Raw genomic sequence first — 24,699 nt, forward strand, 5'->3', positions numbered from 1 at the left:
ACCCTCGATTTATTTTTTGACTGTTGCAACCATGAACGAAAATTCCACTTCCGCCCGCAGCTGGGGCACCATCGTCACGCATAGCGACGAGATGGCCATCATCTACCGCTATGTCGATACTTTCCATGACGAATGGGACCTGTCGTCGCAGCCGGACCGCATCATCATTGCCTGGCGTTATGAGGACGAAACGGGCATGCCCGCGCCGAACGAGCGCGAGCACATGGAGGAACTGGAAGCGGCGCTGGCGCCCGTGGTGGAAGAAGACGGCTTCGCCACCTTGGCGCTGGTGTCCACGGGCGAAAACTTGCGTGAATGGATTTATTACACGCAGTCGGGCGAAGAGTTTTTCAATCGTCTGAACACGGCGCTGGCGCCGCGTCCAAAGTTCCCGATCGAAATCCGCAGCGCGGCCGACCCCGCCTGGTCCACGTATGCGGGTTTCATGGCAGCACTGCCGAAGTAATTACACCAGCGCGGCCGTCACGATGCGCGTGGCGGCCGTGATGATGTCCTGATTCGTGTCCGCTTTTTTCTGTTCGCGCGTGTAGTACACGGCAATAATCAGCGGCGCGCCGCTGGCCGGGTAGGCCACGCCAATGTCGTTGACGCTGCCATACGCGCCCGAGCCGGTTTTATCGGCCACTTGCCAGCCGGCAGGCACGCCGGCGCGGATGCGCTTGTCGCCCGTCGTGTTGCCGCGCATCCAGGCGTCCAGTTGCTGGCGCTGCGGTGCCGGCAAGCTATTTCCCAACAACAATTGCTGCAAGCTGTGCGCCATCGACGCGGGGCTGGCCGTGTCGCGCACTTCGCCAGGGATAGCGCTATTCAATTCCGTTTCCCAGCGTTCCAGCTGGAACACCGTATTGCCGATGCTGCGAGCAAACGCCGTCACGGCTTGCGGCCCGCCTAATAATGTCATCAAGAAATTGGCCGCGCTATTGTCGCTGTACTGCAAGGTGGCGGCGCACAGGTCGGCCACGTTCATGCCGTCGGCCAGGTGCTTTTCCGTGATGGGCGAATAGGTGACCAGTTCTTTTTTCTCGTAACGCACATGCTGGTCCAGCAAGCCCGGCTGGCTGACGCTGCGGGCCAGCACGGCACCCGCCAGCATGGCCTTGAAAGTGCTGGCCAGGGGAAAGCGTTCGTCGGCGCGATAAGCAATGCGCAGCTCGCTGCCCTGGCGCCAGGCGGCAACGCCAAGGCGTCCGCCTGCGGCTTGTTCCAGCGCGGCCAGCTGCGTCTGGGCGGTGGCGATGCTGGTGGCGGGCGCGGCAAACAGCAGCGGTGCCGGGCACAGCAGGGTAGCGCCGCCGGCCAGCAGGAGGTTACGGCGGGCGTGGTTCAGGGATTCAGTCATGGTCTGTCAGTGTTTTTGGAGTGGAAAGGGTGGCCAGCAGTTCGCCGATGGCGAGCAGGTTGGCCGGTTTGGTCAGATGGTGGTCGAAGCCGGCCGCGCTCGATTGGCTACGGTCGTTTTCTGCGCCCCAGCCCGTCAATGCAACGAGCACGACGTTGGTGCCGGCCGGTATCCGGCGCAGCGCGCGCGCCACTTCGTAGCCGTTCATGCCGGGCAGGCCGATGTCGAGGAAGATGACGTCCGGTAAAAACTGCGGCGCCACGGCCAGGGCTTGCGCGCCATCATGGGCCACTTGCGTGGCATGGCCCATCATGTCGAGCACGGCGGCGAGGGTAACGGCCGCGTCGACATTGTCGTCGACCACCAGCACGCGGAATTGCGGGCCGCTGGCGGTAATGGCGGACGCGGCGGACGCGGCGGGTGATGCGGGTGTTGCTGGCGCCGCCGCCAGCAGCGGCAAGCGTACGCTGAAGGTACTGCCCAGGCCGGCGCCGGGACTGGCCACCGCGGCGCTGCCGCCATGCAACTCGGCCAGGCGACGCACGAGCGACAGGCCGATGCCCAGGCCGCCCTGAGCCCTGCCCATGTTCTGGCCCACTTGCGTGAACATGTCAAACACGGTCGTGATCGATTCAGCGGGTATGCCCACGCCGCTGTCCTGGACTTCGATCAATGCCTCGTGGCCATCGCGTAATGCGCGCAAGCTGATGTGGCCGCCGGCCGGCGTGTACTTGGCGGCATTGTTGAGCAAATTGCCCAGCACTTGCGCCAGGCGCGTGGGGTCGGCCTCGAGCGGCAGCGCCTGTTCGTCGAGTTCGACACGCAACTGGTGACGGCCCGCTTCGATCAGCGGCATGCTCGTCTCCACGGCGCAAGCGATGATGGCTTTCAAGTCTGTGCGTTCGAGTTTGAGTTCGATCTGGCCCCGCGTGATGCGGGCCACGTCGAGTAAATCATTGACCAGATGCACCATCTGATTGACTTGCCGCTCCATCACGTCGCGCACGCGCGCCACGGTGGCGGGCTTGTCGGCGGCCAGGCGCATGATCTGCAAGCCGTTGCGGATGGGGGCGAGCGGGTTGCGCAGTTCGTGCGCCAGGGTAGCGAGGAATTCCGTCTTGCGCCGGTCCATTTCGGACAGGTTGTCGGCCAGCTGGCGCAATTGCTGCTCCGAGCGCTTGCGCTCGCTGATGTCGCTGAACAATACCGTCAGCAGGCGGCTGCCGGGGCCGCCCAGGCGCGCGGCGAAGACCTCGAACCAGCGCTCCATGGCCACGGCTTCGTTTTCATAGCGCACGGGTTCGCCCGTCTTGACGACCTGGTCGTACAGGTCGAACCAGTGCTGGTCGTGGTCGGGCACGAAGCTGCGGATGGTCTTGCCGATGGCGTTTTCCAGTCCCGATTGCTTGACGAAAGAGGGATTGCCTTCGAGGTAGCGGAAATCCACGGGGCGGCCCTGTTCGTCGTACAGCATTTCGATCACGCAAAAGGCCTGGTCCATCAGCTCGATCAGGGTGCGGTAGCGTTCCTCGCTGCGGCGCAGCGCATCTTCCACCTGCTTCTGGCGCGTGATGTCGAGCAGGACGCCGGGCAATTGCAGGGGCGTGCCATCGGGCGCGTATTCCGCGCGGCCCCGCGCGATGACCGAGCGGTACTGGCCATCGCCGGCGCCGACGCGGTAGCTGGCCTCGAACGGCGTGTGCGCCTGCAGCGCCTCGGTAATCTGCGCGCTGACTTGCTCGCGGTCATCGGGATGGATGATGTCCAGGTAGCGCGCCAGCGGCGCCGCCGTGGCCGCGTCGGCATTGACGGGGAACAAACGCGCCATATTGCTGTCAGCTGTGACGCGGTCGGCAACGATGTCCCAGTTCCAGGTGGCCACTTCGCCGGCCGCCAGGGTCAGGCGCAGGGTTTCCTCGTTTTGCTTGCTGGCCGTCAGGTCGAGCGAGATGCCGGACAGGGCGATCACATTGCCTGCGCCATCGCTGGCGCAGGTGCCGCGCATGTGCGCCCAGTGCAGCGAGCCATCGGGCCAGCGCACGCGGATGTCGATTTCGAAATCGCCGGCGCTGGCGATGGCCGCGTGCACTACCGCTTGCCAGTGCTGCAGGTCGCCGTCGAGCATGGCGCCCGTCAGCTGCGCGTAATCGATGTGGTTGTCAGGGGGCAGGCCCAGATTGGCCTTGAAGGCATCGGAGCCGGCCATGCTGCCGCTGCCTAGGTCGATTTCCCACGTGCCCATGCGGCCACCTTGCATGGCCAGGCGCAGCCGCTGTTCCGTCTGCCGTTGCTGCGTCACGTCGCAATGCGAACCGAGCCATTCAACGATGCTGCCGTCGGGCGCCAATACCGGCAGCATGCGCACGAGCATGTTGCGGTAGGCGCCGCTGACGTGGCGCAGCCGGTATTCCGCTTCGAACACGCTGGTCAGGTGCGACGGCACGACGTAAGGCAAGTTGCGGTCGTCAGGATGCAGGGCATTGACCCAGCCGCGGCCCAGCAGTTCGGCTTCGGTCTGGCCCGTGAAGGCGCGCCAGGTGGGCTGGTCGGCATCGAACTGGCCGAAGGTTTTTGTGCTCCAGACGATGTCGCAATGGGCGCTTAGCAGTAAATGCGCCGCCTGGGCGGCGACGGTGGAGGACGGGACGGCATTGCTGGGCAGGCTGGGTTCTGGCATGGCGGCGATCAACGATGGTGCAGGGGGCCGCCGCCGCACTGGAATGGGGCGGCATGGCAGCGCAAGTCTGGCGATATTACAACTATTTTTACCGTCGGGGCTGTCTTGCAGGATGCCAATTCCGCTTTTGTCTGGCCTGGCGAAAAAGGCATGCCATACGGAAAGTCATCAGGGCAAATTGCAAGGCAAGGGCGTTATTGTGGCTGAATAACCACTAGTGGGCCCTTTATGTTGATGAATGAATATTTTACATAACAATATTCTTGCAGCGCATAAGGCGCTTGAATTAAATTGGCGCCTTACTCAAAAGTTGGTGTTCATCAGACATCCCGGAGATGCGGCCGCTACCGCTGTCAGCCAGCACGACAGCCAGGGCAGAGCCAGTGACGCCAGGAGCGGAGAGACATCCGCTCGCGCTGCTGCACCGTGATGGTGCACACGATCATCCAGCGCCGTACATAAGCCGGAGACAGGTTTCGCAATTCTTTTTTTAAACTTCTGGGAAACAACATGATCAAGATGTCCAAGATGCACAAGCGGTTGTGCGCCAAAAGCGCCGCCATGCTGGCACTGTCCGCAGCCCTGCCTATCGGTTCGGCTTATGCAGATGAAGTCGCTGCTGAGACGGCGCCTGCCGCCAGCCAGCTGGAAACCGTGACCGTGACGGCGCAGCGCCGCAAGGAAAATATCCGCGACGTGCCCGTCTCTGTTTCGCTGCTGCGCGACGAGAAGCTCGACGTGCTGGTCTCCGGTGGTCAAGACATCCGCGTGCTGGCTGGCAAAGTGCCGAGCCTGAACGTGGAATCGTCGAACGGCCGCACCTTCCCCCGCTTCTACATCCGCGGCTACGGCAACACCGATTTCAACATCTTTGCATCGCAACCTGTTTCCCTGATTTACGACGATGTCGTGCAAGAAAATCCTATCCTCAAGGGCTATCCGATTTTCGACGTGGCTGGCGTGGAAGTGCTGCGCGGCCCGCAAGGTACCTTGTTCGGCCGCAATACGCCTGCCGGCGTGGTCAAGTTCGAATCCGTCAAGCCGAACCTGGACAAGATTGAAGGCTATTACAACGTTTCCGCCGCCACGCACAACACGACCAACTTCGACGGCGCCGTCAACGTGCCGCTGAGCAAAGAATGGGCGCTGCGCTTCTCGACCCTGCGCCAGCACCGCGACGATTACGTCGACAACACGTTTACGGGCCAGAAAAACGCGCTGGACGGCTACGACGAACACGCCGAACGCGTGCAACTGCTGTACGCACCGAACACCATGTTCAACGCCCTGTTCAATGTGCACCAGCGCAGCACCACGGGCAGCGCGCGCATCTTCTACGCCAACATGATCAAGCAGGGCACGAACGATATCGTCGATGGTTTCGACCCGAACAAGTCGTTCACGAATGCACCGAATTTCCAGCGCCTGCGCACCAACGGCGCCAGCACCCGCCTGAGCTGGGACCTGGACGGTATTAAACTGTACTCGGTCACCGGCTTTGAACAGGTCGGCAATTACGTGTCGCATGGCGACATCGATGGCGGCACGCCGAACGGATTTGGTCCGACCAGCCCCAACTTTATTCCTTTCCAGGTTGAGACGGCTGGCGGCATCACCAGTGTGAAGCAATACTCGCAAGAATTCCGCGCCGAATCGAAAAATGCCGGTCCGCTCAACTGGCAGGCTGGCGTGTACTACTTCAATGAAGATGCCAATGGTTTCACCGACAACTTCGATACCAACACGCATGTGCTGACCACGCACCTGGCAAGCCGCCAGAAGAACTCGGCCTGGGCAACGTTTGGTTCCGTCAACTACGCCGTCAACGATGACTTCATGCTGCGCGCCGGCTTGCGCTACACCAAGGACAAGAAGGATTTCAACACGGTGGAAGCGACCAACATCGTGCAGGTCAGCCCGACCAGCGCCGATGTCAGCAAAGCCAAGGTCAACTGGGACTTGAGCGGCACCTATAAATACAACAAGGACGTGAACTTCTACGGCCGCGTCGCCACCGGTTTCCGCGCGCCAAGTATCGCTCCGGCCAGCACCAGCGTGCCTGTCACCGTGGCCGATGCCGAAACGATCACCTCGTTCGAAGCCGGCATCAAGGCCGACCTGTTCGAGCGCCGCGCCCGCGTGGCCTTCAGCCTGTACAACTATCAGGTGAAGAACCAGCAGTTGACAGTCGTTGGCGGCACCTCGAACGTGACGCGTTTGATCAATGCAGCCAAGACGAACGGCCGCGGCGCGGAACTGGAACTGGAAGGTTTTGTTACGCCGAGCCTGAAGATGTCCCTGGGCGGCAGCTACAACTTCACGGAAATCAAGGATCCAAGCCTGTCGATCGCTACCTGCGCCCAAACGCGTTGCACCGTGACCGATTCGCTGACCACTGGCAACCGTGCCATCATCGACGGCAATCCATTGCCGCAAGCGCCGAAGTGGACGATCACTGCCACGGGCCGTTATTCGATCCCGATGGAAAACGGCGAATTCTTCGTCTTCACGGACTGGGCTTACCGCAGCAAGATCAACTTCTTCCTGTATGAAGCAACCGAGTTCACCGGCAAGGCAATGGTCGAAGGCGGCTTGCGCATGGGCTACACTTGGGATGCCGGCAAGTATGAAATGGCCGTTTTTGGCCGCAACATCACCGATACCCAGCGCATCACGGGCGCCATCGACTTCAACAACCGTACGGGCTTCATCAATGAGCCACGTCAGTTTGGCGTGCAGTTCAAGGGCAACTTCTAATTGCCTGACACCAGGCGCCGGCCCTAGCGGCTGGCGCCTGCGCTCCAACCCGCCCGGTTCGCGCCGCGGCGGGTTTTTTTATGTGCGCTTGGGAAGGCGCGCCAGCCGTTGCGCCCAGGCGGGAATGGCTTGCCGCCAAAAATCTTCCACGTTGTCGGCACGCACATCAAGGCCGAGGAAGCGGGCGGCCGGCAGCAGTGCCGACGTTAGCAGTTCGGCTTGTGTTCCTGTATCGAAGGCGAGGGCGCCCGTCTGCTTGGACAGCTTTTCGCCGCTGTCGTTCGTGACGACAGGCACGTGCAGGAAGCCGGGATGCGGCAAGCCCAGCACATCTTGCAGATACAGCTGGCGCGGTGTGGAGTCGAGCAAGTCCGCCCCGCGCACTACCTGCGTGATACCCTGCGCGCCATCGTCGACCACCACGGCCAGCTGATACGCCCAGTAGCCATCGCCGCGCAGCACGATGAAATCGCCCACCTCGCTGGCCAGGTCCTGCTGCTGCGGACCCGCCCAGCGGTCGGCAAAAGCGTATATCGCATCCGCCCCCTGCGGCACCCGCAGCCGCAAGGCCCGCGCCGCCTTGCCCGGCGCCAAACCGTGACGGCACGTGCCCGGATACACGGCGGCCCCATTTTTCGGCGTTCCCGCCTGCAAGTTCGAATCTTGGATCTCCTTGCGCGAACAGCCGCACGCATATACGAGCCCATCGTCCTGCAACTGCTTCAGCGCCGCCTCGTACAGCGGCAACCGCCGGCTCTGCCACGTCGCCTCGCCATCCCAATGCATGCCGCAGCGCTGCAGGCTGGCCAGGATGCCGGCGTCGGCACCTTCGACATTGCGGTCATAGTCCAGGTCCTCGATACGCAACAGCCACGTGCCCCGATGCGCCTTCGCATCAAGATAACTGGCCATGGCGGCAACGAGCGAGCCCATGTGCAAGGGACCGGAGGGCGAGGGGGCGAAGCGGCCTATGTAGGGGGAGGAGGAGAGAAGACTGTTCATGCGTGCTGGCAAAGCGGCGACGGCGCTTGTTAACCGGAGTGGAGCAAGCGTCAAGTATCGTGGAGGGAATCAGACGTGTCAAATGCGGAAAGCGCACGGGCGTGTGCAATCAGCTCCGTTTGCCTTTGTCATACTGTAGTGGCTGTCCACGAACGTAGTCTCTCCAGCACAAAGTTTCCATGCCGGTATTCGCTACGTTCGTGGGTATTGATTGCTGCAATTAGAAATGGTACTCCGCACGTATCATCGGCGTCCTTGCCGTCTGGCCCACGTTGCCCGTGGTGGCGGGCGAGTTGCCGAACTTGTTCTTCCAGTACTGGTATTCCAGGCCCACGCGGAAAGTATTCTTGGCGCTGCCCAGGGCCGCGCCCACGTCGAACATCACTTGCATGTCGATGTTCGTTTCCACCGCCGTATCACGGCCGACTTCATCCTTGCCTTTCGAATCGATGAGGTTAAAGAAGCCTTCGAACGAGAACAGCGGCGACAGGGGGATGGCCCAGGCGCCCGTCAGCATGGCGTGCGTTTTATACGTGTAGCGGCCCGTCACTTGCGAGATGGGCGGGAAGGCGCCGCTGGGGGCGTTGCTTTCGCGTAGCAACAGCAGGCTGGTGTTGAAGAAGCCGGGCACGTCCCACATCAAGGTGGGGCCGGCTACCAGCATGCGCTTGCGCGAGTTGTAGCCGACGTCGTTCTTGGTGTTGACGTCGAAGCCCAGGGTGACGCCGACACCGCGCACGGGGCCGAACTTGATGTCGCTGCCGCGCACCTTGCCGATGTCGATGGTGTTGCGGTACACGAGATACGCTTCCTGCGCGCCGGATGTTTTACCGAGCGCGCCAGGGTCCTTGCTGTCGGACATGAGGAAATCGAGGTTGACGAAATTGCTGCCGTATTTGTAGCCGCTGGCGTGCGTGATGGCGAAGATGTTTTTCTTGATGTCGTCCGGATTGAACGGCTCGCGGTAGTCGTTGCCGGCGCGCCAGCTCAGCGCGGTATCGCTCCATTCGGCAGCCTGGGCGGTTGCGCCCACGCCGAGAGTGGTAGTGAGGCAGAGCAACAGACACGGTAGGGTTTTTGGCACTTTCGGCTCCTGATGGTGTGAGAAAACGGGAACGGGGGATAGCAGGGTGCGTAGTGCGCACGAAGCGCTGCGATGAGGAAAATTGCGCACCGTTCAATCCATGATGCGAGAAGCGCCGCGCTGGGCGATATGTCTTATCTGCATACTTACTATCAGTTCCTGCATATAATCATCGCACCTTCCCGCCCTTGCGGGGCAAGGCAGCCGCTGCAAAGCTGATAATTTTTTTCAAAATTGTATACAGGTGTTGTTTTTTTGCGGAAATAGAAATGCGCGCCGCCGCGCTCGCCCCCCAAGCGCCACGGATGCCGATACGATAGAGACAGAGTGTTGATTTTTTCCACCGATCGACATCCCGCATACCACGCAGCGAGGCACGAAAAAAACAATGACGGCACGCCTGGAACTCCTCGATATCAGCAAGCGCTATCCGGCCGTGGTGGCCAATGACGGCATCCATTTGACCGTCGCGCCCGGACAGATCCATGCCGTGCTCGGCGAAAACGGCGCCGGCAAATCGACCCTGATGAAAATCATCTACGGCGCCGTGCAGCCCGATGGCGGCCGCATCCTGTGGAATGGCCGCGAAGTTGAGATCGCCAACCCGTCGGCCGCACGGGCGCTCGGCATCGCAATGGTGTTCCAGCACTTTTCCCTGTTCGACACCTTGACGGTGACGGAAAACATCGCCCTCGGTTTGCCTGCCGGCACCAACATGGCGGAATTGGCGCAGCGCATCGAAGCGACGGCGCGCCAGTACGGCCTGGACCTGGAGCCGCAGCGCCATGTCCACACCTTGTCCGTGGGCGAATGCCAGCGCGTGGAAATCGTGCGCGCCTTGCTGGCCAAGCCGCAACTGTTGATCCTCGACGAGCCGACCTCCGTGCTGACGCCGGGTGCCGTGGAAAAACTGTTTACCACTTTGCGCCAGCTGGCGGCCGAAGGCTGCAGCATCTTGTACATCAGCCACAAGCTCGACGAGATCCGCGCCCTGTGCCATACGTGCACGGTGGTGCGCGCTGGCAAGAACGCAGGGGTATGCGACCCGTCGCAAGAGTCGGCGGCCAGCCTGTCGCGCATGATGATCGGCGCCGAGCCGCCGGCCGTCACGCGCGTGGCGCGCACGCCCGGTGCGCCCATGCTGAGCGTCAAAGGGCTGGATCTGCCGAAGAGTCACCCGTTCGCCACGCAATTAATCGATATCCATTTCGACGTGCGCGCGGGCGAGATCGTCGGCATCGCGGGTGTGTCCGGCAATGGCCAGCAGGAATTGCTGGCCGCCCTGTCGGGCGAGGACATGCGCGCGTCCGCCGACAGCATCGTGCTGAATGGCACGCCGGCCGGACGCTTGCCGCCGGGACGCCGGCGGGCCCTGGGCTTCGGCTTCGTGCCCGAGGAAAGGCTGGGACGCGGTGCCGTGCCCGACATGGCGCTGGCCGACAACGTGCTGCTGAGCTTGCAGACACCGGCCACCATCCGCCACGGCTTCGTGCGCCACAAGGTTATCGCGCAGCGGGCGGCCGCCATTATCGCCCGTTTCCAGGTGAAGGCAGGCGGGCCGCAGGCGCTGGCGCGCAGCCTGTCGGGCGGCAACTTGCAGAAATACATAGTCGGACGCGAAGTCATGCGCGAACCCACGGTGCTGGTCGTGGCACAGCCGACCTGGGGCGTGGACGTGGGCGCGGCCGCGCAAATCCGCGCCGAATTGCTGGCGCTGCGCGACGCTGGTTGCGCGCTGCTGGTCGTATCGGAGGAGCTCGATGAATTGTTCGACATCAGCGACCGCTTGCTGGTGATGGCAAAAGGAAAAATTTCACCGTCGCTCGACGTGGCCGAGGCCAGCGTGGCCCAGGTGGGGCAATGGATGAGCGGGCTGTGGCCGCAGGAGGCAGCCCATGGCTAAATTTGCCTTGCGCCTGGAAGCCCGGCCGGCGCCATCGCGGCTGATGTCGTGGCTGTCACCGGTGCTGGCCGTCTTGCTCACCGTGCTGTGTGGCGCGCTGCTGTTTATTGCGCTGGGACACGATCCGCTGGCGGGACTGGCCGTCTTCTTTGTCGAACCCTTGCGCGACGCGCACGGCTGGTCCGAGCTGGGTCTCAAGGTGGCGCCTTTGCTCTTGATCGCCGTCGGCCTGGCCATCTGCTTTCGCGCCAACATCTACAACATCGGCGCGGAAGGCCAGCTGACCCTGGGCGCCATCTGCGGCGGCGCGGCCGCGCTGTACCTCGACGATGGCGTCGGCGGCGCGGCCATCATCGGCGTGTCTCTGGTGGCCGGCATGGCGGGCGGCATGGTGTGGGCGGGCCTGGTGGCGTGGCTGCGCGACCGCTACAACGCCAGCGAAATCCTCGTTTCGCTGATGCTGGTCTACATCGCGCAATTGCTGCTCAGCTATCTTGTGTATGGCGTGCTGCGCGACCCGGAAGGCTTCAATTTTCCGCAGTCGAAACTGCTGTCGGACGGCTTGCTGTTGCCGATGGTCATCAGCGACACGCGCTTGCATGTGGGTATCGTCTTCGCCTTGCTGGCCTCGCTGGGCGGCTGGCTGTACCTGTCCAGAAGCATCGCCGGCTTCCGCCTGCGCGTGGGCGGCATGGCGCCCGCCGCCGCGCGCTATGCGGGTTTTTCCTCGCGCAAGACCTTGTGGTCGTCCTTGCTGATCTGCGGCGCCCTGTCGGGCCTGGCGGGCGCCTGCGAAGTGCTGGGACCGATGGGGCAGTTGACGCCCACCGTCTCGCCCGGCTACGGCTTTGCCGCCATCATCGTCGCCTTCGTCGGGCGCTTGCATCCGGTGGGCGTGATTTTTTCCAGCTTCGTCATGGCCCTGTTTTATATCGGCGGCGAACTGGCGCAGTCGCGCCTTGGTCTGCCCAGCGCCATCACGGGCGTGTTCCAGGGCATCTTGCTGTTCGCCTTGCTCGCTTGCGACGTGCTGATCCAATACAAATTGCGCTGGAGAAAACATGGATAACCTGCTGCTGACCATCGCGCCGCTGGTCGCCGCCAGCATCAATGCGGGCACGCCGCTGATGCTGGCCGCGCTCGGTTTATTGGTGAATGAAAAGGCGGGCGTGGTGAACCTGGGCGCGGAAGGCATGATGCTGGTCTCGGCCATCACGGGCTTTGCCGTGGCAGTCAATACGGGCAGCCCCACCCTGGGCTTCCTGGCAGGGGCGGGCGCCAGCATGGTGCTGTCCGGCTTCTTTGCCTGGCTGACCGTGTGGCTGGGCACGAACCAGTATGCGACGGGGCTGGCTTTGTCGCTGTTCGGCGCGGGCGCGTCCACGTATATCGGCTTGAAGTACGTGGGCAACAGCTTGCAGAACGGCCGCTTCGGCATCCCTGTATTGGAAGATATTCCCGTGCTGGGGCCGGCCCTGTTCCGCCAGCATCCGATGGTGTATCTGTCGCTGCTGCTGTGCCTGGCCATCGCCTGGTTTTTGTACCGCACGCGGGCAGGATTGGTGCTGCGCGCCGTGGGCGAGTCGCCCGTGTCCGCGCATGCGCTCGGCTATCCCGTGCGCCGCATCCGCCTGGCGGCCGTGCTGTTCGGCGGCGCCTGCTGCGGTCTGGCCGGCGCCTTCCTGTCGCTCGTCTACACGCCGCTGTGGGTCGAAGGCATGGTGGCGGGGCGGGGCTGGATCGCGCTGGCGCTGACCACGTTTGCCACCTGGCGCCCGGCGCGCGTGGTGGGCGGCGCCTATCTGTTCGGCGGCATCACGATTCTGACGTTCCACGCGCAGGCGCTGGGTGTACCGATCGCGTCGCAACTGCTGTCGATGCTGCCCTACGTGGCGGCCATCGTCGTGCTCGTGCTCATTTCCAGCAATGCCAATTACATCAAGCTCAACATGCCCGCTTCGCTGGGGAAAAATTTCAATCCCGGAAATTAATCACTGACCACAAGGAAAACCATGTCCAAGAAACTGTTGTGCGCCGCCGTTTGCGGTGCTGCGCTGATGTCTTCCATGCCCGCCATGGCCGCCGCGCCCGCTGCCGCTCCGCTGAATGTCGGCTTCGTGTATATCAGCCCCATCGGCGACGCGGGCTGGACCACCCAGCATGATCTGGCTCGCAAGGAAATGGAAAAGACGCTGGGCAGCAAGATCACCACCAAGTATGTGGAAAACGTGCCGGAGAGCGCCGATGCGGAACGGGTGATCCGCGACCTGGCGCAGACGGGGAGCAAGCTGGTCATTACGACCTCGTTCGGCTACATGAATCCCACCTTGAAAGTGGCGAAACAATTTCCTAATGTGAAGTTCATTCATTTGACGGGCTACAAGACGGCCGTCAACGTGGCCAACACGAATGCCCGCTTCTACGAGGGCCGCTACCTGGCCGGCGTGTTGGCGGGCAAGATGAGCAAGACCCACGTGGCCGGTTATGTGGCGGCATTCCCCATCCCGGAAGTGTTGCAGGGAGTTAACGCTTTTACGCGCGGCATGCGCAGTGTCGACCCGAAGGCGGAAGTGAAAGTGGTGTGGGTCAATAGCTGGTTCGACCCGGGCAAGGAGCGCGATGCGGCCATCACCCTGATCGGCCAGGGCGCCGACGTGGTCACCCATCACACGGACTCGACCGCCGTGGTGCAGGCGGCCGAAGAGAAGGGCAAGTATGCGATCGCCTACCACTCGGACATGAAAAAATACGGACCGAAAGCGCAACTGGCCGCCGTCACCCACCATTGGGGCGATTACTATACGAAGCAGGCGCAAGCCGTGCTCGACGGTACGTGGAAGTCCAGCAGCACCTGGGGCGGCATCAAGGATGGCATGGTCAAGCTGGAAGGCATCAATGCCGCCGTGCCAGCCGACGTGAAACAGTTTGTATTGGCGCGTGAGAAAGAGTTGGTAGCTGGCAAGCTCAATCCGTTCAGCGCGCCGATCAAGGATAACGATGGCAAGGTGCGCCTGGACAAAGGCGTGCTGGACGATGCGGCGCTGACGAAGATGGATTATTTTGTCGAAGGCGTGGCCGGGAAAGTTTCCGGAAAGTAATAGGTTTGAGTATAAACTTGCTGTAATATTGCCGGAAACGGGAGCCGGGCCGGGGAGCGCATTCCCGGCCCGTCCAACACAGCAGCGCCTGAACAGGCCCGTACCGGAGATTGACCCATGGACAGACTGGAAGTATTCAAGATTATCGCGTTGCAAGCGAGCAAGGGTGAGCTGACGTTCCCCGCCAACGTCAAGGCCACCTTGAAGCTGCAGGAAGCGCTGGACGACCCCGATTGCCATATCGAAGCGGCCGCCCGCATGGTCATGGCCGAGCCGCTGCTGTCGGCCCGGGTCGTGGCATTGGCCAATTCGGCCGCCTACAACCGTTCCGGCAATGAAATCGCCAATGTGCGCGCGGCCGTCTCGCGCCTGGGCTTTGCCACCTTGAAATCGATGGTGGCGTCCGTCATCGTGCGCCAGCTGGGCAGCCAGATCACGGACCCGCAATTGCGCGCCAAGGCGGCCCGGCTGTGGGAACACACGGCCCATGTGGCCGCGCTGAGCCAGGTGATCGCCAAGAAAGTTACGCACGTGGACGTGGAAACGGCCATGTTTGCCGCCATCGTGCACGAAGTGGGCGGCTTTTATCTGCTGTCGCGCGCCGAGGAATATCCGGGTTTGCTGGACGACAATACCGAAGACTGGATCGAATACGGCGAAAAACTGATCGGCCGCGGCGTGCTGCGCCAGCTGCAAGTGCCGGACCTGGTCTTGCAAGCCGTGGAAGGCATGTGGCACGGCGGCAGCACGTTCCCGCCCCGCACCTTGGGCGCGACCCTGGTGCTGGCCAACGATCTGTCGCCCGTCGGCTCGCCTTTGCATCCGCCGGAAAGCGCCGCGCGGCGCCAGGCGGCGGCCAAGATCGATTTCGGCATCGGCGGCAGCACCTTGCACACCATCCTCGAGGAATCGGCGGAAGAGATCGAATCGCTGGCGGCGGCCCTGCTGGTCTGAGCGTTCTTCCTGGATCATCCCCGCCCTTGCCGCGGGGATTTTTTTCGTCCGCATTTTGATGCGCCTTTCCCCATGGCATACAATCGCCGGCTCGGCTATCCGCCGTTCCGCTTTCCTCCTCTTACCCAAAGGATTTTATGCAGAAGCTGTTTTCTTCCCTGACCTTGACCGCGCTGGCGTTTTCCGCCCACGCCGCGACCGGTTTGCCCGTGGTGCAGGAAGCGCCCTTGCGCGCCCATCTGGCTTTCCTGTCCAACGATTTACTGGAAGGCCGCGGCACGGGCCAGCGCGGCGCCGACCTGACGGTGGCCTACCTGGAAACCCAGGCGCAGATGGCCGGCTTGAAACCCGTGCGCGGCAACAGTTACCGCCAGAGCGTGCAGATCGCCGGCGTGAAATCCTTGCCGCAAGATAGCAGCCTGCAGGCGGTGGCCGGCGGCAAGGCGGTGCCGCTGGCATTCGGTCCGGACTGGGTCTGGGCCACGGGCGACTCCGTTGCCGCCCATACGTTCGACGCGCCACTGGTATTTGTCGGCTACGGCATCACGGCGCCGGAAGAGGGTTGGAACGATTTCAAGGGTGTCGATGTCAAAAACAAGATCGTCGTCATGATGGTCAACGATCCGCAACCGACTGCTCTTGATCCGAACCGTTTCGCCGGCAAGGCGCTGACCTATTACGGCCGCTGGACCTACAAATTCGAGGAAGCCAAACGCCAGGGCGCGGCTGGCGTCTTGCTGATCCACACGAAACCGTCGGCCTCGTACGACTGGAGCGTGGTAGAGAATAGCTGGAGCGGCAGCGAGCGTTTTCAACTGACCGACCGCACGGCCGGCACGCCGTTGCAAGGCTGGATCGCGGAAGACGCGGCACGCCGCCTGTTTGCGGCCGGCGGCCAGGACCTGGACGCCTTGCGCGCCCAGGCGGAAAGCAAGGACTTCAAGGCCGTCGCATTGAACGCCAAGCTGTCGGGCGAGATGAAGTCCATCGTGCGCAAGGTGGAACAATTCAACATCGCCGGCATGGTGTCGGGCACCGACCCGGCATTGAAGGATGAAGCCGTCATCTACAGCGGCCACTGGGATCACCTGGGCAAGCAGGGTAAGGGTGACGAAAAAGCGGGAGATACGATCTACAACGGCGCCGTCGACAATGCCTCGGGCACGGCCGGCTTGCTGGCCATGGCGCAGGAAGCCGTGAAAAAGCCTGCGAAGCGTACGCAGATTTTCCTGTGGGTGGCGGCCGAGGAACAAGGCTTGCTGGGAAGCGCAGCGTATGCGGCCGATCCGCTGTGGCCGTTGAACAAGACGGCGGCCGCGCTGAATCTGGACAGCCTGAACTTTGTTGGCGCCACGCACGACATCGGTGCGCAGGGCAGCGAGCGCACGGAGCTGGGGGCCATGGCCGCCACGGTGGCGAAATCCATGGGCATGCACATCGCGCAAGCGCGTCCCGACCTGGCCGGCGGCTACTTCCGCAGCGACCATTTCAGCTTCGCCAAGGCGGGCGTACCTGCGTTTTCCATCAATGGCGGACGCGAGTACATCAAGGACGTGGCAGCGTCGAAAGCCAAGGCGGCCGCCTATGGCCCCCGCTACCATCAAGTCACCGATGAGTACGACGCCAGCTGGGATCTGTCGGGCATGACGCAGCAGGCCCAGTTCACGCTGAACCTGGGTCTAGCCGTGGCCAACGCGGCGAAGATGCCGGCCTGGAAGGCGGGCGATGCGTTCGGCAAGGCGCGCGAGCAGGCCAGCGCCAAATAAGCGAAGTAAGCCAGGTCGCCGCTTAGTTGGCGACCTGGATGACGACCTTGCCAAAGGCACCGCGCGACAGGTGTTCATAGGCTTGCACGGCTTCCTCGAACGCATACACATGCTCGATCACGGGCTTGATGTTGTGCTTGTCCAGGAACGGGTTCATGCGGTCGAACGAGGTGCGCGGCGCCACGGCGATGCCGCGTATCGTCGTCTGGCGGAAGATCAGCGGCATCAGTTTCAACGCCGTGGTCTGTCCCGTCAGGAAACCCACCTGTGCGATCACGCCGGCCGCCTTGGTGGCGGCAACGGACTGGTTCAGGCCATCGCCGCCGGCCACGTCGATGGTGATGTCGACGCCTTTGCCATCCGTCAACTCCAGCACCTTCTGTTCCCACTGCGGATACGTCCGGTAGTTGATGCCGTCCGTGACGCCCAGCGCCTTGATCCTGGCCAGGTTGGCATCGCTGCTGGACGTGGCGATCACGCGCGCGCCATGCGCCAGGGCGATCTGCGCGGCAAAGATCGATACACCGCCCGTGCCTTGCACCAGCACTGTCTGGCCCGGTTGCAAGTTGCCCACATCCATCAGCGCATACCAGGCCGTGAGGGCGGCGATGGGCAGGGTGGCGGCCTCGGCGTCGCTCATCATGTCCGGTGCCCGGACGGCGCTGTCTTCATGGATGATCATGAATTCGGCCAGACCACCTGGCAAGGGCGAACCGAAGCAATAGTCGGGCTCGTTGGGGCCTGGCGGGCCGTCGATCCAGCGCGAATACAGGTGCGAATTGACGCGCTCGCCCACCTTGAAACGGCTCACGCCGGCGCCCACGGCCACCACCACGCCGGCGGCGTCGGACACGGGAATCAGGGGCTTGGGCACCATGTGCGGCTCGTAGATGCCATCGATAATCGCCTTGTCGCGGAAGTTGAGCGAGACGGCGCCCACTTTTACCAGCAGCTCGCCCGCCTGCGGCACGGGCGTCGGCACCTCTGCCATCTGCAAATTGTTCAAGCCGAAATCCTGTAACAGCCATGCTTTCATGTTCTTCTCCAGTGAACCATGCCGGGCAAGTGCCAGGCCGTGCAACGATGAAGACAGTGTAATTGCATCCTTTGGCGAGAGTTAGGGGGTGAAAGGATGGGCACTGCATCCTGTAATTCCAGAATTGGCTATACTGGGCACGATTGCATTGAACACTTTTGAAATGGCGATGACATGGAAGATCGTTTTGCAGGCATCCGCGAGTTTGTCGCGGCCGTCGATGGCGGCAGTTTTACGGCGGCCGCGCAGGTGCTGGGTGTGACAGGCTCGGCGGTCGGCAAAAGCATTTCGCGGTTGGAAGGGCGCCTGGGCGTGCAACTGCTGCACCGCACGACCCGCCGCATCGACCTGACGACGGAGGGGGAAGCATACCTGGGCAGTTGCCGGCGCGTGCTGGAAGAGCTGGAACAGTCCGAAGCCTACCTGGCTACCGGCCACCAGCAGCCCGTCGGACGCCTGCGCATCGACTTGCCGACCACCTTTGGCCGGCGCCACATCCTGCCAGCCCTGCTGGCGCTGGGCGAGCGCCATCCCCGGCTGGACCTGTCCATTTCCCTGCGCGACAGGGCGGTGGACATGGTGGGTGAAGGCATCGATATCGCCGTGCGCATCGGTACCTTGGGCGATCATGCGGACATGGTGGCCCGCCGCCTGGGCGAGCAGCATCTGGTGATCTGCGCCTCGTCCGCCTACCTGCAGCGGCGCGGCACGCCCTTGACGCGCGCCGATCTGGCCAGCCATGCTTGCCTGGCCGGCTGGCGCCGCGGCAACCGGCCGGCATGGCTGTTAAGAAATGAACTGGGAGAAACCGCGCTGCAGGAAATCCATGCCCGGCATGAACTGGCCGATGGCGATGCCTTGCTGCAGGCTTGCGTGAGCGGCAGCGGCCTGGCGCAGCTGCCGACCTGGCTGGCAGGCGAGGCCTTGCGTAGCGGTGCCTTGCTGCCCGTCTTGCCCGACATTGCCGGCGCCGCCATGCCCATCCACGTGCTGTGGCAGAAGACCTGGCATATGCCACCCAAGGTCAGGGTCACGGTCGATGAATTGCTGCGCCTGGCTGCGGCCGACAGCGCCGTCTTCGCGGCCGCCGCTTAGTTCACGCCAGGTCAGGCCAGCCGCTCCAGCCGCCGTTGCGTGTGCCGGTACTTGCTCCACACGATCAGCATCAGCAGCGGCATGGCGCCGCCTACCATGCACAGGGCGGGCCAGCCGCCGGCGGCAAAGCTGGCGCTGGCCAGGGCCGAGCCTGCCGATGCGCCGATGAAGCCGCCCGCGATGAACACGGTGGTCACCCTTGCGCGTGCATGTGGCGCCAGTTTATAAATGATGGACTGGTGCGTCACTTGCAGGCCCATCACGCCCATGTCCAACAGGACGATACCGATCAACAGCAGCACGAGCGAATGAGCGCCAAAGCCGATCAAGGCCCAGCCCGCGATCGAGGCGACGGCCAGCAGCCACGTGGCTTGGCGCGCGTAGCCGCGGTCGGCCATGCGGCCCGCCGTGTTGGCGGCAAACGCGCCCGTGGCGCCCGCCAGGCCGAACAGGCCGATCTGCATTTCCGAGTAGTGATAGGGTTCGCCGCTAAGCAAAAAGGTCAGGCCCGTCCAGAACACGCTGAAGGTGCCCAGGCCCAGGCCCGAGAACAGGGCGCGCTGGCGCAGCAACGGTTCCTGGCGGATGATGTCGGCCAGGGAAGCCATTAATTTTCCGTATTGCAGCTTGCCGCGTGGCGCCTCGTTCGGCAGGATGCGGCGCAACATGACGAGCAGGGCCGCGACGACGATGGCGGCCAGCACGTAGACGGTGCGCCAGCCGCCGCTGATCTGCGACACCGTGCCGGAGACGGTACGCGCCAGCAAGATGCCCAGCAACAAGCCCGTCATGACGGTGCCCACCATGCGGCCCCGGCTGTGATCGGGCGCGTACGAGGCCACCATGGCCGTCACCACCATCAAGGCGCTGGACGTGATGCCCATCAGCACGCTGGCGATGGCAAAGACGATGATGTTCTGGCTGGTGGCGGCCAGCAGCAGGGCGGCTATCTTGGCGATCAGCATCCACGTCAGCAGCTTGCGGCGGTTCAGCACGTCACTGAGGGGGACCAGGAAGACGATGCCCAGCACATAGCCGATCTGCGTGGCCGTGACCAAGTAGCCCGCTTGCGGCACGCTGACGCCAAACGAGGCGGCCAGCATGGAGGTGAGCGGCTGCACATAGTAGAGGCTGGCGACGAGCACGCCGGCGGACAGGGCGAACAGCAGGATGCGGGTCGACGTCAGCAGGGCGCTGGTATCGACATTCGATGGTGCGGATTTCATGCGGATACAACTTTCTTCGAGTGATGCTTTTGGATAAGCATGATAACGGGGCTGCGCATTTCTTGCCGGACAGGCAAAAAAATCCCGGCGATCGTTGCCGACGGCCGGGAAAAGGGTATATGGGGATATATACCGAGGGAGAGTTAAAGTTTACTGCGTGCTTGCAAGCTCCGCATGCACCTGCGCCGTGATTTCATACGAGCGCAGCCGGTGCTGGTGGTCGAAGATCTGCGAAGTGATCATCAGTTCGTCGGCGCCCGTTTCGGCGATGAAGGCGGCCATTTTCGCCTTGACGGTGTCCGGGGCGCCGATGGCCGTGCAGGACAGGACGGAATCGAGCATGGCGCGTTCCTGCGGACCCAGTTGCTCCAAGTAGCCGGGCACGGGCGGCTGCAGACGCGACGGGCGGCCCGTGCGCAGGTTGACGAAGGCCTGCTGCATCGACGTGGCGCGCAAGTGCGCCTCGGCATCCGTATCGGCGGCAAAGACGTTAAAGCCCAGCATCACGTACGGTTTCGCCAATTGTTTTGAAGGCTTGAAATGTTCGCGGTAATAGGCCACGGCTTGCATCATCATCTGCGGCGCGAAGTGCGAGGCGAATGCATACGGCAAGCCCAGGTGGGCGGCCAGCTGGGCGCCGAACAGGCTCGAGCCCAGTATCCACACGGGCACTTTCGCGCCCTTGCCGGGCACGGCCAGTACGCGCTGGCGCGGCTCGTCGGACATATAGTCGATCAATTCCAGTACGTCCTGCGGAAATTGTTCCGCGTCGGATTGCAAGTCGCGGCGCAGGGCGCGCGCCGTCGTCTGGTCGGAGCCGGGCGCGCGGCCCAGGCCCAGGTCGATGCGGCCCGGATGCAGCGCTTCCAGGGTGCCGAACTGTTCCGCGATGACGAGCGGCGAGTGGTTCGGCAGCATCACGCCGCCCGCGCCCACGCGGATGGTTGTCGTGCCGGCCGCCACATGGGCGATGACGACGGCCGTGGCGGCGCTGGCGATGCCGGGCATGCCGTGGTGTTCGGCCAGCCAGTAGCGGTTGTAGCCCCAGCGTTCGCCATGCTGCGCCAGGTCGAGCGTGTTCTTGAACGACTGGCTGGCGTCGCTGCCTTCGGCGATGGGGGCCAGGTCGAGTATGGAAAATGGAATCATGGTAGCGATATCGGGACGTGGTGGAAAATCACAATGGACGATTTGTCTATCCCCTGACGACAATAGGGTCGGCCTTGAAAGCGGCAGAGATGACAGGCTGTGCACATGATAATGCGAATCGGGAATTTGCGTACTGATCGGTAAAAAACTCGTGCCGGTCGGGATCGGTGCTGCTTGAACTGACGGAGTCGCCGCAAACTCTGGAACTTTCCTTGCCAGCCCCAGTCTTAAGAATTCGTGCCTTAAGATTGTGAAACATCATGTATTGCGAGCAACTCGTCAAACCCGACGGGCGCCAGCTGACCCTTTACAGTAGGCGTCCCATCGTCGTCGCTGGCGTTGCACCGAGCCCTTTCCCCTTGCCGCAGGAAGCCAATCCGCACTTGCGCTGGCATCCCTTGCGCGGCGAGTGGGTGGCGTACGCGGCCTATCGCCAGGGCCGCACCTTTCTTCCTCCGGCAGAGTACAACCCGCTGGCGCCCACGCGCGATCCCGCGCATCCGACGGAATTGCCTGCCGGCGACTACGATATCGCCGTCTTCGACAACCGCTTTCCCACCCTGGCGCTGAGCGCCCACGACCCGCCCGACCTGACGGTCGCCACGGCGCCCGCCAGCGGCCAGTGCGAAGTGGTGGTGTTCGCCCAGGATGCCGGCGCCTCGCTGGGCACCTTGCCTGTCAGTCACATCGTCTTGCTGCTGCAAGCGTGGGCCGGGCGCACGCAAGAACTCGCCAAGCGGCCCGGCATCTCCTATGTGCTCCCGTTCGAAAACCGTGGCGCGGAAGTGGGCGTGACGCTGCACCACCCGCATGGCCAGATCTATGCCTATCCCTTTGTTCCACCGGTACCGGCGCGCATGCTGGAGCAGGAGCGTGCGTATTTCGCCGAGCATGGCCAGGCCCTGCTGGTGGACATGGCGCGGCGCGAAGCCGATGGCGGCACGCGATTGCTGTACCTGGGGACGGAGGCCATCGCTTTTGTTCCCGCCTGCGCCCGCTACCCGTATGAAGCGTGGGTGATGCCGCTGCGGCAGACGGACAGCTTTGCGGCCTTGTCGGTGGAGCAGCGCGAGGATCTGGCGCGCGCCCTGAAGACCGTCTTGCTGAAATACGACGGCTTGTGGCAGCGCGAGATGCCTTATCTGATGGCCTGGTACCAGGCGCCGACAGACGGCCGCGCACATCCGGAAACGCAGCTGCACGCACAGTTTTATCCGCCCTACCGCACGCGCGAACGGCTCAAATACCTGGCCGGTACCGAGTTGGGCGCCGGCATGTACGCCATGGATGCCCTGCCCGAGGAGTCGGCGCGGCAGCTGCAGGAAGTGCGCGTGGCATGGAATATGGCAGAGGAAATCGCATGAACTGGAATGTCGAACTGGAAATTGCACATAAGCTGGCACAGATGCGCGGCTGGCTGGAACAGGAGCGGGCTGGCGCGGTGCGCCTGCGTGGCGTGGACTGGTTCGCCTGGGCCACTGCGGGCGGGTCGGGCAGCCCCTGCCAGACGGCCGAGTACGGCTGTGCCGAGGTGCTCGTCACGCGCGATGCGGCCTACATCCTGACGGATGCGGCCGAGGCGCAGCGGCTGCGCCAGGAAGAGGTGCGCGGCTGCTGGACCTGGCAAGTGACGCCGTGGATGCAGCCGCGGCTGGCCGAATTGCGCGAGCATTTCGTGCAGCATGCGGCGGGAGGGCGGCCCGTGCTGTGCGACCGGCCCGGCCTGCAAGAACGCTGCCTGCCCGTTGCCCTTCGCGCGGAGCGCCTGTCCCTGCTGGCGCCGGAACAGGCGCGCTATCGCGAAGTGGGGCGCCTGGCCGCCGCGGCCGCCAGCGAAGCGCTGCGCGCCGCGCGTCCGGACTGGAGCGAGCAGGACCTGGCCGGCGCCTGCGCCCGTGCCCTGTGGTCGCGCGGCCTGCACGCCGTGTACGTGCTGGCGGCGGGCGCCGAGCGCTTCGAGCGCTACCGGCGCGCGCCACCGGCCGCGTCGCCGCTGGGCGAGCGTGCCGTGCTGGCACTGTGCGCGCAAGCTTATGGCCTGTGCGCCAGCCTGAGCCGCCAGCGCCGTTTCCGCCCCGCGCGCGACGGCATCGGCGAAGCGGACGCGGCCATCCTGGCGCTGGAAGCGGTGGCGCTCGACGCCTGCGTGGCGGGGCATGCGCTGAGCATGGTTTATCACGCGCTCGACAGCGCCTATGCGTATGCGGGCCAGCCCGACACGGTGCAGGAATTCCGGCAGGGCGGCATCGTCGGCTACCGCGCGCCCGAGGTGGCCGCCGGCGCGCACACGGAAATCACCCTGAAGGACGGCATGGCCCTGGCCTTCCATCCCAGCTTGCCTGGCAGCATGGTGGAAGACACTTTCCTGCTCAGCGGCGGGCGCCTGCACAACCTGACCTGCGACCCGGACTGGCCAGTTACCCCGGTGCAGGGACGGCTGCGTCCGCTGACCCTGGAGTTGCCATGATCACCCCCGACGCGTATTTCGGCACCGTCCCCGTGGTGGCGGCCTCGGCCCCCGGCAGGGTCAACCTGCTGGGCGAGCATACGGATTACAACGATGGCTACATGCTGCCGTGCGCCACGCCGCAACGCACGCGGGTGATGCTGGCGCTGGCCACGGACGGCCACCATCAGTTCTATTCGGCAACCCTTGACGAACTCGTGCGTTTCGAGCGCCAGTGCGCCGCGCCGCCCGGTTTCGGCCGCTACCTCGAAGGCTGCATCCGCCTGCTCGAGGAGCGCGGCGTCGCCGTGCCGGCCGTGCGCGCCCATATCGATTCGGACGTGCCGCCGGGCGCCGGCCTGTCGAGCAGCGCGGCGCTGGAGATCGCCATGCTGCGCGCGCTGCGCCAGCTGCTGGGGCTGCAGATTGACGACGTGTCGCTGGCGCTGATGGGGCAGCAGGCGGAAATCCGCTACGCGCAAGTCAATTGCGGCGTGATGGACCAGATGGCGTCCAGCCTGGCCGACGAGCGCCACATGCTGCTGCTCGATGCGCGTACCCTGCGCCATGAACTGCTGGCGCTACCCCACGACAGCGAGGTGCTGGTCATCGACAGCGGCGTGGCGCGCACCCTGGCCGGCAGCGCGTACAACGTGCGGCGCGCCGAGTGCGAACAGGCGGCGCGCCTGCTGGGCGTGGCGGCGCTGCGCGACGTGCGTGAGCCGTCCGTGGTGGAAGGCTTGCCCGAGCCGTACCGCCGCCGCGCGCGCCACGTGGTCAGCGAAAACCTGCGCGTGCTGCAAGCGTGCGGCCAGCATGGCCCCGTGCTCTTCGGCCAGCTGATGGCGCAGTCGCACGCCAGCCTGCGCGACGATTATGAAGTGTCGCTGCCGGTGCTCGATGCGCTGGTGGCGCTGATGTCGGCGCAGTCGGCCGTGTACGGCGCGCGCCTGACGGGGGCCGGTTTTGGCGGCGCCTGCGTGGCCCTGTGCCGCAAGCAGTGCGCGGCCAGCGCGGGGCGCACGGTGGTGCAGCGCTTTAACGCCGATGGATACAGCGCACGCATGGTGGTTCCCTTGAATTGAGCGTGGTTTGATCTTGCTCATGCGTGACAAAGCAAGCCTCTTTCTTCGGAACTTGGCCCGT

Annotated in this window: 20 protein-coding genes; 13 read left to right on the plus strand and 7 right to left on the minus strand. The window is 63.8% G+C overall.

The genetic code is table 11. The features are described 5' to 3' along the window. Window positions 1–31: 31 nt before the first annotated feature. Window positions 32–466, plus strand: coding sequence for a DUF695 domain-containing protein (locus AC4BCN_RS07185; protein ID WP_072454332.1), 435 nt, complete (start codon window positions 32–34; stop codon window positions 464–466). Here AC4BCN_RS07185 and bla read toward each other — a convergent pair whose 3' ends face one another. Both bla and AC4BCN_RS07195 read right to left on the minus strand, forming a co-directional pair. Beyond that, window positions 467–1,360, minus strand: coding sequence for a class A beta-lactamase (bla, locus tag AC4BCN_RS07190; RefSeq protein WP_490492888.1), 894 nt, complete (start codon window positions 1,358–1,360; stop codon window positions 467–469). It abuts the gene before it with no gap. After that, entirely contained in the window at window positions 1,353–4,037 is a 2,685-nt protein-coding gene (locus tag AC4BCN_RS07195) for a hybrid sensor histidine kinase/response regulator (RefSeq protein WP_490492889.1), read from the minus strand. The genes bla and AC4BCN_RS07195 overlap by 8 nt, the downstream gene beginning before the upstream one ends. Between AC4BCN_RS07195 and AC4BCN_RS07200 the strand changes: the two genes are divergently transcribed. Further along, window positions 4,036–4,248 (plus strand): hypothetical protein, encoded by a 213-nt coding sequence (locus tag AC4BCN_RS07200; protein ID WP_490492890.1) that lies wholly within the window; start codon window positions 4,036–4,038, stop codon window positions 4,246–4,248. The genes AC4BCN_RS07195 and AC4BCN_RS07200 overlap by 2 nt on opposite strands. Window positions 4,249–4,547: 299 nt before the next feature. After that, window positions 4,548–6,794: a TonB-dependent receptor gene (locus tag AC4BCN_RS07205; protein ID WP_490492891.1), complete on the plus strand. Its 2,247-nt coding sequence runs from the start codon at window positions 4,548–4,550 to the stop codon at window positions 6,792–6,794. 78 nt (window positions 6,795–6,872) lie between these two features. On the opposite strand, the gene gluQRS is transcribed toward AC4BCN_RS07205, so the two are convergent. Both gluQRS and AC4BCN_RS07215 read right to left on the minus strand, forming a co-directional pair. Continuing rightward, a complete protein-coding gene (gene gluQRS, locus AC4BCN_RS07210; protein ID WP_490492892.1) occupies window positions 6,873–7,850 on the minus strand; it encodes a tRNA glutamyl-Q(34) synthetase GluQRS in 978 nt (325 codons plus the stop codon). Between the two features lie 166 nt (window positions 7,851–8,016). After that, on the minus strand, window positions 8,017–8,829 hold the full coding sequence (locus AC4BCN_RS07215; protein ID WP_490493581.1) for an outer envelope protein: 813 nt from the start codon (window positions 8,827–8,829) through the stop codon (window positions 8,017–8,019). A gap of 439 nt (window positions 8,830–9,268) precedes the next feature. Between AC4BCN_RS07215 and AC4BCN_RS07220 the strand changes: the two genes are divergently transcribed. The 6 genes from AC4BCN_RS07220 (at window position 9,269) to AC4BCN_RS07245 (ending at window position 16,601) form a co-directional block, all read left to right on the plus strand. After that, complete coding sequence (locus AC4BCN_RS07220) at window positions 9,269–10,783, plus strand: ABC transporter ATP-binding protein (RefSeq protein WP_490492893.1); 1,515 nt, start codon at window positions 9,269–9,271, stop codon at window positions 10,781–10,783. After that, window positions 10,776–11,852, plus strand: a complete 1,077-nt coding sequence (locus AC4BCN_RS07225) for an ABC transporter permease (RefSeq protein WP_490492894.1) — start codon at window positions 10,776–10,778, stop codon at window positions 11,850–11,852. Before AC4BCN_RS07220 ends, AC4BCN_RS07225 begins: the two co-directional genes overlap by 8 nt. Continuing rightward, complete coding sequence (locus AC4BCN_RS07230) at window positions 11,845–12,774, plus strand: ABC transporter permease (RefSeq protein WP_490492895.1); 930 nt, start codon at window positions 11,845–11,847, stop codon at window positions 12,772–12,774. Before AC4BCN_RS07225 ends, AC4BCN_RS07230 begins: the two co-directional genes overlap by 8 nt. A 21-nt stretch (window positions 12,775–12,795) precedes the next feature. Beyond that, a complete protein-coding gene (locus AC4BCN_RS07235; RefSeq protein ID WP_490492896.1) occupies window positions 12,796–13,881 on the plus strand; it encodes a BMP family ABC transporter substrate-binding protein in 1,086 nt (361 codons plus the stop codon). A gap of 117 nt (window positions 13,882–13,998) precedes the next feature. After that, window positions 13,999–14,835: an HDOD domain-containing protein gene (locus AC4BCN_RS07240; RefSeq protein ID WP_128140386.1), complete on the plus strand. Its 837-nt coding sequence runs from the start codon at window positions 13,999–14,001 to the stop codon at window positions 14,833–14,835. A gap of 137 nt (window positions 14,836–14,972) precedes the next feature. Then, window positions 14,973–16,601 (plus strand): M28 family peptidase, encoded by a 1,629-nt coding sequence (locus AC4BCN_RS07245; RefSeq protein ID WP_490492897.1) that lies wholly within the window; start codon window positions 14,973–14,975, stop codon window positions 16,599–16,601. Between the two features lie 22 nt (window positions 16,602–16,623). Here AC4BCN_RS07245 and AC4BCN_RS07250 read toward each other — a convergent pair whose 3' ends face one another. Further along, window positions 16,624–17,637 (minus strand): zinc-dependent alcohol dehydrogenase family protein, encoded by a 1,014-nt coding sequence (locus AC4BCN_RS07250; RefSeq protein ID WP_128140384.1) that lies wholly within the window; start codon window positions 17,635–17,637, stop codon window positions 16,624–16,626. A 174-nt stretch (window positions 17,638–17,811) separates the two neighbouring features. Here AC4BCN_RS07250 and AC4BCN_RS07255 point away from each other — a divergent pair, with 174 nt between their 5' ends. Beyond that, window positions 17,812–18,732 carry a LysR family transcriptional regulator gene (locus AC4BCN_RS07255; protein WP_128140383.1) on the plus strand — a complete coding sequence of 307 codons (921 nt, stop codon included), beginning with the start codon at window positions 17,812–17,814 and terminating at the stop codon, window positions 18,730–18,732. A gap of 11 nt (window positions 18,733–18,743) precedes the next feature. Here the strand turns inward: AC4BCN_RS07255 and AC4BCN_RS07260 are convergent, their stop codons facing one another. Next, the gene (locus AC4BCN_RS07260; RefSeq protein ID WP_128140382.1) at window positions 18,744–19,958 is read right to left on the minus strand and encodes an MFS transporter; all 1,215 of its coding nucleotides are present in this window, start codon (window positions 19,956–19,958) and stop codon (window positions 18,744–18,746) included. A 150-nt stretch (window positions 19,959–20,108) separates the two neighbouring features. Beyond that, a complete protein-coding gene (locus AC4BCN_RS07265; RefSeq protein ID WP_490492898.1) occupies window positions 20,109–21,107 on the minus strand; it encodes an LLM class flavin-dependent oxidoreductase in 999 nt (332 codons plus the stop codon). Between the two features lie 260 nt (window positions 21,108–21,367). Between AC4BCN_RS07265 and galT the strand changes: the two genes are divergently transcribed. From galT to galK, 3 genes are read left to right on the plus strand one after another with little or no spacing between them, the layout of a single operon-like run. Beyond that, window positions 21,368–22,471, plus strand: coding sequence for a galactose-1-phosphate uridylyltransferase (gene galT / locus AC4BCN_RS07270; RefSeq protein WP_128140381.1), 1,104 nt, complete (start codon window positions 21,368–21,370; stop codon window positions 22,469–22,471). Then, the gene (locus AC4BCN_RS07275) at window positions 22,468–23,574 is read left to right on the plus strand and encodes a M24 family metallopeptidase (protein ID WP_139090226.1); all 1,107 of its coding nucleotides are present in this window, start codon (window positions 22,468–22,470) and stop codon (window positions 23,572–23,574) included. The genes galT and AC4BCN_RS07275 overlap by 4 nt, the downstream gene beginning before the upstream one ends. Continuing rightward, complete coding sequence (gene galK, locus AC4BCN_RS07280) at window positions 23,571–24,638, plus strand: galactokinase (protein WP_128140379.1); 1,068 nt, start codon at window positions 23,571–23,573, stop codon at window positions 24,636–24,638. Before AC4BCN_RS07275 ends, galK begins: the two co-directional genes overlap by 4 nt. Window positions 24,639–24,699: the final 61 nt, after the last annotated feature.

The organism is Janthinobacterium sp. Bl 1, assembly GCF_058215535.1.

Bases quoted from the DNA above. Each gene is read 5' to 3' on its own strand.
- AC4BCN_RS07185 (WP_072454332.1), top strand. From the start codon at position 32: ATGAACGAAAATTCCACTTCCGCCCGCAGCTGGGGCACCATCGTCACG.
- bla (WP_490492888.1), bottom strand. From the start codon at position 1,360: ATGACTGAATCCCTGAACCACGCCCGCCGTAACCTCCTGCTGGCCGGC.
- AC4BCN_RS07200 (WP_490492890.1), top strand. From the start codon at position 4,036: ATGGCGGCGATCAACGATGGTGCAGGGGGCCGCCGCCGCACTGGAATG.
- AC4BCN_RS07195 (WP_490492889.1), bottom strand. From the start codon at position 4,037: ATGCCAGAACCCAGCCTGCCCAGCAATGCCGTCCCGTCCTCCACCGTC.
- AC4BCN_RS07205 (WP_490492891.1), top strand. From the start codon at position 4,548: ATGATCAAGATGTCCAAGATGCACAAGCGGTTGTGCGCCAAAAGCGCC.
- AC4BCN_RS07220 (WP_490492893.1), top strand. From the start codon at position 9,269: ATGACGGCACGCCTGGAACTCCTCGATATCAGCAAGCGCTATCCGGCC.
- AC4BCN_RS07225 (WP_490492894.1), top strand. From the start codon at position 10,776: ATGGCTAAATTTGCCTTGCGCCTGGAAGCCCGGCCGGCGCCATCGCGG.
- AC4BCN_RS07230 (WP_490492895.1), top strand. From the start codon at position 11,845: ATGGATAACCTGCTGCTGACCATCGCGCCGCTGGTCGCCGCCAGCATC.
- AC4BCN_RS07235 (WP_490492896.1), top strand. From the start codon at position 12,796: ATGTCCAAGAAACTGTTGTGCGCCGCCGTTTGCGGTGCTGCGCTGATG.
- AC4BCN_RS07240 (WP_128140386.1), top strand. From the start codon at position 13,999: ATGGACAGACTGGAAGTATTCAAGATTATCGCGTTGCAAGCGAGCAAG.
- AC4BCN_RS07245 (WP_490492897.1), top strand. From the start codon at position 14,973: ATGCAGAAGCTGTTTTCTTCCCTGACCTTGACCGCGCTGGCGTTTTCC.
- AC4BCN_RS07250 (WP_128140384.1), bottom strand. From the start codon at position 17,637: ATGAAAGCATGGCTGTTACAGGATTTCGGCTTGAACAATTTGCAGATG.
- AC4BCN_RS07255 (WP_128140383.1), top strand. From the start codon at position 17,812: ATGGAAGATCGTTTTGCAGGCATCCGCGAGTTTGTCGCGGCCGTCGAT.
- AC4BCN_RS07260 (WP_128140382.1), bottom strand. From the start codon at position 19,958: ATGAAATCCGCACCATCGAATGTCGATACCAGCGCCCTGCTGACGTCG.
- AC4BCN_RS07265 (WP_490492898.1), bottom strand. From the start codon at position 21,107: ATGATTCCATTTTCCATACTCGACCTGGCCCCCATCGCCGAAGGCAGC.
- galT (WP_128140381.1), top strand. From the start codon at position 21,368: ATGTATTGCGAGCAACTCGTCAAACCCGACGGGCGCCAGCTGACCCTT.
- AC4BCN_RS07275 (WP_139090226.1), top strand. From the start codon at position 22,468: ATGAACTGGAATGTCGAACTGGAAATTGCACATAAGCTGGCACAGATG.
- galK (WP_128140379.1), top strand. From the start codon at position 23,571: ATGATCACCCCCGACGCGTATTTCGGCACCGTCCCCGTGGTGGCGGCC.